Source organism: Candidatus Cloacimonadota bacterium, from assembly GCA_020532085.1.
Taxonomy (GTDB): domain Bacteria; phylum Cloacimonadota; class Cloacimonadia; order Cloacimonadales; family Cloacimonadaceae; genus Syntrophosphaera.
This window is the reverse complement of the sequence record JAJBAV010000007.1, coordinates 78,527-88,287: the sequence shown is the minus strand read 5'-3', so window position 1 is coordinate 88,287 and position 9,761 is coordinate 78,527. Positions and strand designations below refer to the sequence as shown.

The following is a 9,761-nucleotide window of genomic DNA, read 5'->3' as shown; positions in this document are numbered from 1 at the left end:
CGAACTTTGAGGACAAATGGCCAAATGGCTCCGGAAATCACAAATCGGTGGACAAAATAATGCCATACTCTCTTGTTATAGGGACTACTGCAATTCCTGACACTCACTTTTTTGGGGGGATGCCTTGAAAGTGAGCAGATATCCAACTCTAGAAAATCAAGCCATGGTTGTTTCCGTCCTGCACTTCCAAAATACAGGATATCTGATTGACAAAAACAAGCGGTTGGGGGAGCATGATTTTATTAATCAGCCAGGGTGAAAACCCGCTTGAGGAAAAGATGATAAAATCTGCCAAGTTGTTGCCGCTGTTTCTTTTGTCGTTTCTCGCCACCGGCCTGAACGCCAACCAGCCCTTTTGGAGCCTGGAGCCCAGCACACGCGAGATCGAGCGCGCCGATTCGCTGACCGGATTTGACATCAGCAAATACGTGATCAACCTGGAGATAAACACCGAAACCCAGTTCATCAACGGGATGGTGGAGGCGCAGGTAACGCCCGAGTGGCCGCTGGATGCGATCCATTATGAACTGGAGAGCGATTCGCTGCAGGTTTACAGTGTGCTGCTCAACGACGCGCAGGTGGCCTTCACCCACGCTGACGGACTGTTGAGCATTCCCCTGCCCCCAGCGCAGCGCAACCCCTTTGTGACCAAAGTTTACTATTCAGGCCACCCCCGCCGCTCCCCGGCGCCCTACAACATCGGCCTGATATTCACCCCCAACGCAGTTTACACCCTCTCCAATCCCGACGCCGGGCGCTACTACTGGCCTTCCTACGATCATCCCTGGGATAAAGCTTTGGTGGACTGGAACATAACAGTACGCTCAGACTGGCTGGCCGCGGCCAACGGGATCAGGACCGGGATCACCGACAACGGCGATGGCACCCGCACCCACCATTGGGTATCATCTTCCCCCATAGCCACTTACGTGATGGGTTTGGCGGCCGCGCCCTACATCGAGTTCACGCAGCAGGCCGGGGACCTGCCCATCCAGAATTTTGTGCTGCCCGGCCAAATCAACAACGCCCAGATGGATTTCGCCAACGTTCCAGACATGATCGGTTTCTTCTCTTCCGTGTACGGACCCTATCCCTTTGAAAAATACGGGCACATGGTGGTGCCGATGACCACCTACGCGGCGATGGAGCACCAGACCATGACCACTTTCGGAGCGGCCTACCTGACCGGGAACCAGAATTACGAATCAATTGTGGCGCATGAACTTACGCATCAGTGGTACGGAAACCTGGTGACCCCCATCACCATGCGCGAGGTGTGGCTGAAAGAGAGTTTTGCCACCTATTCGGAATTCCTCTGGGAAGCGCATCATGAGGGTTGGCAGGCTGGCTGCGACTACCTGCGCGACAACATCCAGCAATACTACGTCTCCTGGGAAAACAGCAACGGACCGCAGACCATTTTCGATCCTGAGTACAACATGATGTTCGCGCCGCCCACCTACGAAAAATCGGCCTCCGTGCTGCACATGCTGCGGCTGAAACTGGGCAACGAAGGCTATTTCAACTTCATCCGCTCCCTCCTGACCACCTTTCCCGGCGGCAACATAAACACGGCGGAATTCATCGGCCTTGCCGAACTGGCCGGAGGAGAAGACCTGAGCCAGTTTTTCCAACAGTGGATCTACTCCCCGGGCATCCCCAACGCCACTTTCACAGTGCTGCACAACGATACGGGGATGGCCAAGATCTTCGCCACCACCACCAGCCCCACTTCCACGCTCTTCGACATCGACGTGCCGATCAGCATTCCAGGCTCGGCGGTGGCGGACTCCGTGGTGGTCAGGGCCACCCCGGAAGGCTACACAAACTACTTTCCCATCGCGCTTTCCGACGACGTTGGCACCATTCAGATCGATCCCAACCACTGGGTGCTGACCCGCTCCTTCACGCAAAACACGCTGCAACTGGCCACCTGCCTGGCTTACGACGGCGCCGTGGACCTGAGCTGGAATCCCTTTGGCGGCGGCATCCCGCTGGCAGGTTACCACGTTTTCCGCCAGCTGTTTCCGGACGGAGAGTTCATCCGCTTGACGGACACGCCGCTAAACACTCTGAACTACACAGACGTCACCGTGACCAACGGCCACAGCTATCAATACTACGTGACCGCGGTGGACCTGGAGGGCTTTCTCAGCCTGCCCTCCAATCGGATGGTGACCACGCCGATCGACTTTCCCTTCGACCAGGGGTTTCTGCTGGTGGACGAGACCAGGCATGGCAACGGAGCCAACATTTCGCCCACCGACCAGATGGTGGATGATTTCTACGCCTATGTTCTGGGCGATTTTGCCCACACGGTGCGGGACCTGGAGAGCCAAAACCAGCTCAGCCTAAGCCAGCTGAGCCACCATCCCTTCATCCTCTGGCACTGCGACGATTTTTCAGACATGCACATAATCGACTACCAAAACCTGCTGGGCAGCTACGTGCTCAGCGGCGGGACCCTGCTGATCTCCGGCTGGAAATACCCCAGCCAGTTCGACAGCGCTTTTCTGAACCGCTTCCTGCCGGGCATCACACCGCTACTGAACAACTCCGCCGTGCTGGTTTCCGCGCAAAGTGACATCTATCCCGACCTGCATCCGGACCCGGCCAAGCTGGCGACGCCCTGGAACGGGATGCTGCCGATGAGCTATGTCTTCGCGGGAGCGGCGGACCCACTCTACCGGGCGGAGATCGTGAACGCCGGAGTGAACGACAACGAGCCGCTGGCGATCCGGGCTCAAGCCGGCGGAACCCTGGCGCTGTTGGGCTTTCCGCTCTATTTCATGCTGCAGGACGAGGTCAGGGACTTCCTGAGCCAGATCATCCCGGAACTCTATCCCGGAGTGGAGGTTGACGACGGTCTGAGCCCCGCGGTCAGCGTCACTCTGAGCTGCGCGCCCAATCCCTTTGCCGCGGAGCTGCGGATCAACTGCCAAACCGCCAGAGCAGGCGAGAGGGTGGAGATAGACATCCATAACATTCGCGGGCAGCGGATAGCCGGCTTTCGAGGAAGTTCCGGCGCCAAAGGCAACAGTCAGTTCGTTTGGGACGGCCGCGACCAAAACGGCGTCCCGGTGGCCGCCGGCGTGTATCTGCTGGAATTGAGGGCCTCCGGCGAACGCAAGCTCTTCAAAACCCTGCGCTTGCGTTGATCCGGGAAGACAGCGACACCTGGCAGGACTTCGTAGCAGGAATAATAAACCTTTACGAAATAACGGAGTTGAATAAACTGGCTCCCGAACGACTGGCTCCGGGAAGTGATAACGCTCCCGGGCAGGATATCTGAAAGCATCATCCAAATCAAGGACTGAAACATGACAACCCAGATCATTAAACTGAGGGAAAAGCGCGACGCGGCGACCCTTGGCGGCGGCGAGAAACGAGTGCGGGAACAGCATGACAAGGGCAAACTCACCGCTCGCGAGCGGATCGAACAGCTGGTGGATCCCGATAGTTTTGAGGAGTTTGACCTCTTTGTAACGCACCGCTGCGTGAATTTCGGCATGGACGAACAGGTCTATCCCGGTGACGGCGTAATTACCGGCAGCGCCACCATCAACGGGCGTTTGGTCTATCTGTTCGCGCAGGATTTCACAGTTTTCGGCGGCTCGCTCTCCAAGACCTACGCCGAAAAGATCTGCAAGATCATGGACATGGCGCTGAAGAACGGCTGCCCGGTGATCGGGCTCAACGACAGCGGCGGAGCGCGCATCCAGGAAGGGATCGACGCTCTGGCCGGCTATGCCGAGATCTTTTGGCGCAACGTGATGGCCAGCGGGGTGGTCCCGCAGATCTCCGCCATCCTTGGCCCCTGCGCCGGCGGAGCTGTCTATTCTCCTGCCATCACAGACTTTGTGATGATGGAAAAGCGCAACAGCTACATGTTCGTGACCGGGCCCAAGGTGGTGAAAACCGTTCTGAACGAGACGGTGACCACCGCCGACCTGGGCGGCGCGGGAGTGCATTCCAGCAAGAGCGGGGTGGCGCATTTTATCACCAACAGCGAGGAAGAGACCCTGCTGCTGATCAAAAAACTGCTAAGCTACCTGCCTTCGAACAACATGGAAGACCCGCCCTATGTGCCGTCCCACGATCCGGTGGACCGCGTCTGCGCCTCACTGGACGAAATCATCCCGGAAAACCCCAACAAGCCCTATGACATCCTGGACGTGATCCACGAGATCGTGGATGACCGCGAATTCCTGCAGGTGATGCTGAATTTCGCCCCAAACGTGGTGGTGGGCTTCGCGCGGATGAACGGTTTTCCCGTGGGCATCGTGGCCAACCAACCCAAAATCCTGGCCGGGGTGCTGGATATCGACGCCTCCATCAAAGCCGCGCGCTTCGTGCGCTTCTGCGATGCCTTCAACATCCCGCTGATCGTGCTGGAAGATGTGCCCGGCTTCCTGCCCGGCACCAGCCAGGAGCACAACGGCATCATCCGCAACGGCGCCAAGCTGCTTTACGCCTTCGCCGAAGCCACCGTGCCGAAGATCACCGTGATCCTGCGCAAAGCCTACGGCGGTGCCTACTGCGTGATGAACAGCCGCCACATGCGGGCGGACCTGGTTTACGCCTGGCCCAGCGCGGAGATTGCCGTGATGGGGCCCAAAGGCGCCGTGGAAGTGATCTTCCGCAAAGAGGCGCAGGCCTCAGCGGATCCCAAACAGACCCTGCTGGAGCGGGAGAAGGAATACGCGGAGAAATTCGCCAATCCCTTTGCCGCGGCCGAGCGGGGCTATATCGACGACATCATCGAGCCCTCGCGTACGCGCTTCCGCCTCATCCGGGCCCTGGAAATGCTGGCCAACAAAAAGGACAGCATCCCGCCGCGCAAGCATGGCAACATACCGCTTTAAGCCATGAGCAAGAGAATCATTTTCGTCCTCCTGTTGCTGCCGCTCTGCCTCGGGCTGGCGGCCCAGGAAGTGGAGGAACCCAGCTTCGAAGACCTGCAACTGCAGATCCAGGCGATGTCCGACAGCCTGCTGCAGCTGCGGGAAAGCGAGGTGATCAGCGCCTATGGCTTCAAGGACACGGACAAGCTGGCCGACGTGGCCGCCAAACTGGAGATCAGGGACCTGGAGCGCTGGAAAGAGTATCTGGGCATCGAGCCCAAAAATGAAGTGCTGGACAGGATGAGCCTGCGCCGGCTGGGCATCACGCCCTTCCGGGCCTTGCTGGCGCAGCAATACAGCATCTATGGCTTCACGGAACTGAGCAGCATCGGCGAGCTGGCCGCGCAGAAACAGCTGCCGGTGAAGAAGCTGCGCCAGTTCGCAGGCATCGACAGCGCCGATAAAAGCTTTGACAACTATTCCCTGCAGGCGCTGAACCGCACGCCGGAAGAGCTGGTGACCTTCGAAAACGATTTCAATGACAACAAGATGGGGTTCGGGCTCTCGATCCTCGGCTTCGGCGTGCTGATCGTGTTTTCTGCCCTGGCCCTCACCGCCCTGGTGATCAGCCAGCTGAAACACCTGAATGCCAAGCCCAAAAAAACGGACAGCGCCCTGGTGCTCACACCCTCAGGCAAGGTTAAGGCCCGGCCGGTGGACATGAACGCAGACGTGATCGCGGCCGCCATCACCGCGCTGCACCTGCACAAACACGACATCGAGGAGCGGCGCCGGCTGCTGCTCACCTTCCGCCGCGCAGGTTCCGACCAGTGGCGGGGCAGCGTGATGCTGAACATGCCCAACCGGGAAATCCTGCGCAAGAGGAGTTGAATCATGAAAACCTATAAACTGATCATAGGCGGGCAGCGCTATGAAGCCCGGGTGCTGGAATACACTACCAGCCACGCCAAGATAAACATCAACGGCACTGATTATCTGATCCAGATCGAAGATGACGCCCTGCCCCAGGTGCCGGTGCTGCCACAACAGGAACAGGCCGTTCCGCTGGCGCCCGCGTTTTCCAGCGACTTTGCCTCAGGCACCGGCGAGGTCCGCGCGCCGTTGCCCGGCGTGATCGCCTCGCTCCGCGTGAAGGAAGGCGAGACCGTTAAAAAAGGCCAGACCATATTGGTGCTGGAAGCGATGAAGATGGAATCCGAGATCGCCGCGCCGGTGGATTGCGTGGTGGAAAAGATCCACGTGAAAGACCGCGCGCCCGTCCAGGAAGGCGATCTGCTGATGACGCTGAGCGGCATCGAGATCAAGGAACAGGCCAAACCCGCCCGCCCGCAAAACTTGCCCCCAGCCAAAACGGCCCCCGCGGACAGGATCGTGCGCGCCCCGCTGCCCGGCAACATCATCGAGGTGAAGGTGCGGCCAGGCGAGTTTGTGCGGGAAGACCAGACCCTGCTGATCTTGGAGGCGATGAAAATGGAATCCGAGATCCACAGCAACCTGAGCGGCAAGGTCCTCAAGGTGCACGTCCAGAAAGGCGACAACGTGCAGGAAGGCGATCCGTTGATCGAGCTGGAGGCCTGAGCATGCAGGAATTTCTTCAGATCCTGAACACCACCGGCTTTGTGAGTTTCACTTGGGGCAACACGGTGATGATCCTGGCCGGGATAGTTTTCATCTACCTGGCCATCGTGAAAGGCTTCGAGCCGCTGCTGCTGGTGCCGATCGGTTTCGGCATCATCGTGGGCAACATTCCCGGCATGCTGGAGCAAGGCCTGGGCGTGGTGAGCGAAGGCAGCGTGCTGAACTACCTCTACTTCGGTGTTAGCAAGGGCATCTTTCCCGCTCTGATCTTCCTGGGGATCGGCGCCATGACCGACTTTTCCACCCTGATCGCCAATCCCAAGCTGATCCTGCTGGGCGCGGCGGCCCAGGTGGGCATTTTCGGCACCTTTTTGGGCGCCCTGCTGCTCGGTTTCAACGTTTTGGAAGCTGCCTCCATCGGCATCATCGGCGGCGCGGACGGACCCACCTCCATCTTCCTATCCTCCAAACTGGCCCCGCACCTGATCGGCCCCATCGCCCTGGCCGCCTATTCCTACATGGCCCTGGTGCCGGTGATCCAGCCGCCGATCATGAAGCTGCTCACCACCCCCAAAGAGCGTCTGATCCGAATGAAGCCGCCCCGCCAGGTTTCCAAAAAAGAAAAGATCTTCTTCCCCGTGATCACCTTTCTGGTTACGGCCGTGATTGCGCCCGGCGGCGTGGTGCTGCTGGCCATGCTCTTTTTGGGCAATTTGCTGAAAGAATGCGGCGTCACGGAACGCCTCGCCCTCACCGCCCGGACCTCGCTGATCGATATCGTGACCGTGCTGGTGGGCTTCACCGTGGGTGCCAAAACCACGGCCGACGTGTTTCTGACCCCGCAGGCGCTGGGGATATTTTTCCTGGGCGCTTTCGCCTTTGCTGTGGCCACGGCCACCGGCGTACTGTTCGCCAAATTCATGAACCTCTTTGTGAAAGACAAGATCAACCCCCTCATTGGCAACGCCGGCGTTTCCGCCGTTCCGGCCAGCGCGCGCGTTTCCCAAGTGATGGGGCAGAAATACGATCCCACCAACTATCTGCTGATGCACGCCATGGCCCCCAACGTGGCCGGGGTGGTCGGCTCCGCCGTCGCCGCGGGCGTGTTGCTGGGAATTTTGGGCAGTTGACGCCTCCCCCGAAAATAAATTACTTTACCAAAAGCGCGGTCCGGCTTATCTTGTCCGCATAGGTAAGATTCATGAAAAAACCATACACAGCCATTCTCTTCCTGGCGCTCACGGCGCTGCTGGGAGCCACGAAATACGCGGGCGAGATCTTTCAGCTCTCCTCCGGCGTGCAAAATCAGGCAATGGGCAACACCGGCCTCACTTACGGCAATTCTTTGGCCGCGGGCTGGTGGAATCCCGCGCTGCTGGCCGAACCCGGTTTCAGCGGAGTGGAACTGATGCGGGTGGAACACTTTGAGGGCCTGATGCAGCAAAACCAGTTGGGCGCGGTGTTCGGCACCAAGACCCGCACCTCGCTCCAGATCAATCATCTGGGCATCGACGAGATCAAGCTCACCCAGCTGGAAAACCCCGCGGACAGCCTCAGCAACGCCAACCGCCCCGAGGTTTGGAAAACCGTGGGTAACCACGATGTGATCGTTTACGGCAGCCTGGCCCGCTCGCTGCGGGACAATCTGCATCTGGGCCTGACACCAAAACTGGCCTACCGCAGTCTGGCGGAAAACTCCGGATTCGGGATCGGCGCCGACCTCGGATTGCTCTGGAACGCCGGCAAAGGCTTCCGGGCCGCGGCCAACCTGCGAGATTTCTTTTCCACCCAGCTCATCTGGGCCAACGGCACCCATGAGATCGCCATTCCCAATCTGGACCTGGAACTAGGCTACGGCTTCGCCCCCTTCAAAGAGATCCCCGTCCACCTGGCCCTGCGTACCCAGATCTTTGCGGAAGACCGCGGCGAGGCCTCCAATGTGGCTGCCGGGCCTGTCAGCGCGGACTTTCATGCCGGGGTTCTGGTTAACCCCATCCCCGCGCTCAACGTGATGGCCGGCTGGGACACGGACTGTTTCACTGCCGGACTGGGAGTGCGTTACAAGGCCTTGGGCATCGATTTCGCCTGGCGCAACGGCTCGGCTGATGAACTGGGGTCCTCGCAGCGGCTGTCACTCAGCTACACATGGTAAGCAAACTCGCCCTGCTGGGTGCCACGGGCTCCATCGGCTCGTCCACCCTGGCCGTGCTGCGCGAGCAACCCTCCCACATCACCCTCAGCCTTGTTTCAGCCCACACGGACGCCGCCAAACTCGCCGCCATCTGCCGGGAATTCTCGGTTTCCACAGCCATTCTCACGGGCATCACAGATCCCGCGGAGCAGGCGTCGCTGCGGCAAAAGTATTCCGATCTGAAACTGTATTTCGGCGAAGAGGAACTGCTCAAAGCCTTGCGGGATGAGGACTACGATGTAGCCCTGAACGCCATCAGCGGTTCGGCCGGACTTCGCGCCAGCTTTGCCATCGCGAAGAAAAAGGCCCGGCTGGCCTTGGCCAACAAGGAATCTCTGGTGATGGCGGGGCATTTGCTGATGCCGCTGATCGAGGCCCACCAAGTGCAACTGCTGCCCGTGGACAGCGAACACAGCGCCATTTTCCAGGCCATCGGCGCTCATTCCGCCCACGAGATCAGGCATATCCACATCACAGCTTCCGGCGGCTCTTTCCGCGACCTGCCCCTCGAAGATTTTCCCAGGGTCACGCCCCAACAGGCACTAAAGCATCCAAACTGGTCGATGGGCGCGAAAGTGACCCTCGACAGCGCCACCATGTTCAACAAGGCCCTGGAGGTGATGGAGGCGCGCTGGCTGTTCGGGCTTCCTTACGAGAGGATCAGCGCCGTACTGCATCCGCAGTCCGTGATCCATTCCCTGGTGGAGTTCGTGGATGGGTCGATCCTGGCCCAGCTTAGCGCTCCGGACATGAAACTGCCCATCCTTTACGCGCTGTCTTGGCCCCAGCGCTGGCCCTCTTCACTGGTGCCAACCGATCTGTTGAGCCTCTCGCGGCTTGATTTCGCGTCGGTTCCGCCGGAACGCTATCCCCTTTATTATCTTGGGCTTGAGGTGGCTAAAAGCGGCGGCATCCTGCCCACGGTGCTGAACAGTGCCAACGAGGCCGCCCTACGCCTGTTTCTGGAGGAAAAGATCACGTTTCCACAAATCCATCACATCTGCTCCGCCACGGTGGAGACCTGGCCGAATAAACCGGAACCCTCTCTGGAAGAGATCATCGAGGCCAACCGGGCAGTTTATCAAGGCACAATCGAGGCTCATGGCTGAGCCGCGCCCCTGAATTTT

At 59.3% G+C, this 9,761-nt stretch carries 7 protein-coding genes; all 7 read left to right on the top strand.

All coding sequences use genetic code 11. The features are described from left to right. The first annotated feature begins 278 nt into the window (after positions 1-278). On the top strand, positions 279-3,158 hold the full coding sequence (locus LHW45_03360) for a glutamyl aminopeptidase (protein MCB5284614.1): 2,880 nt from the start codon (positions 279-281) through the stop codon (positions 3,156-3,158). 162 nt (positions 3,159-3,320) lie between these two features. After that, positions 3,321-4,865: an acyl-CoA carboxylase subunit beta gene (locus LHW45_03355; protein ID MCB5284613.1), complete on the top strand. Its 1,545-nt coding sequence runs from the start codon at positions 3,321-3,323 to the stop codon at positions 4,863-4,865. Positions 4,866-4,868: 3 nt separating this feature from the next. Next, positions 4,869-5,735 (top strand): OadG family protein, encoded by an 867-nt coding sequence (locus tag LHW45_03350; protein MCB5284612.1) that lies wholly within the window; start codon positions 4,869-4,871, stop codon positions 5,733-5,735. Between the two features lie 3 nt (positions 5,736-5,738). Next, complete coding sequence (locus LHW45_03345; protein MCB5284611.1) at positions 5,739-6,443, top strand: biotin/lipoyl-binding protein; 705 nt, start codon at positions 5,739-5,741, stop codon at positions 6,441-6,443. 2 nt (positions 6,444-6,445) lie between these two features. Further along, positions 6,446-7,573, top strand: coding sequence for a sodium ion-translocating decarboxylase subunit beta (locus LHW45_03340; protein MCB5284610.1), 1,128 nt, complete (start codon positions 6,446-6,448; stop codon positions 7,571-7,573). Between the two features lie 71 nt (positions 7,574-7,644). After that, positions 7,645-8,595, top strand: a complete 951-nt coding sequence (locus LHW45_03335; protein ID MCB5284609.1) for a hypothetical protein — start codon at positions 7,645-7,647, stop codon at positions 8,593-8,595. Next, a complete protein-coding gene (dxr, locus tag LHW45_03330; GenBank protein MCB5284608.1) occupies positions 8,589-9,743 on the top strand; it encodes a 1-deoxy-D-xylulose-5-phosphate reductoisomerase in 1,155 nt (384 codons plus the stop codon). Before LHW45_03335 ends, dxr begins: the two co-directional genes overlap by 7 nt. Positions 9,744-9,761: the final 18 nt, after the last annotated feature.

Excerpts from the sequence above, each read along its gene's own strand:
- LHW45_03340 (MCB5284610.1), top strand. The coding sequence starts at position 6,446 with ATGCAGGAATTTCTTCAGATCCTGAACACCACCGGCTTTGTGAGTTTC.
- LHW45_03350 (MCB5284612.1), top strand. The coding sequence starts at position 4,869 with ATGAGCAAGAGAATCATTTTCGTCCTCCTGTTGCTGCCGCTCTGCCTC.
- LHW45_03360 (MCB5284614.1), top strand. The coding sequence starts at position 279 with ATGATAAAATCTGCCAAGTTGTTGCCGCTGTTTCTTTTGTCGTTTCTC.
- LHW45_03355 (MCB5284613.1), top strand. The coding sequence starts at position 3,321 with ATGACAACCCAGATCATTAAACTGAGGGAAAAGCGCGACGCGGCGACC.
- LHW45_03345 (MCB5284611.1), top strand. The coding sequence starts at position 5,739 with ATGAAAACCTATAAACTGATCATAGGCGGGCAGCGCTATGAAGCCCGG.
- LHW45_03335 (MCB5284609.1), top strand. The coding sequence starts at position 7,645 with ATGAAAAAACCATACACAGCCATTCTCTTCCTGGCGCTCACGGCGCTG.
- dxr (MCB5284608.1), top strand. The coding sequence starts at position 8,589 with ATGGTAAGCAAACTCGCCCTGCTGGGTGCCACGGGCTCCATCGGCTCG.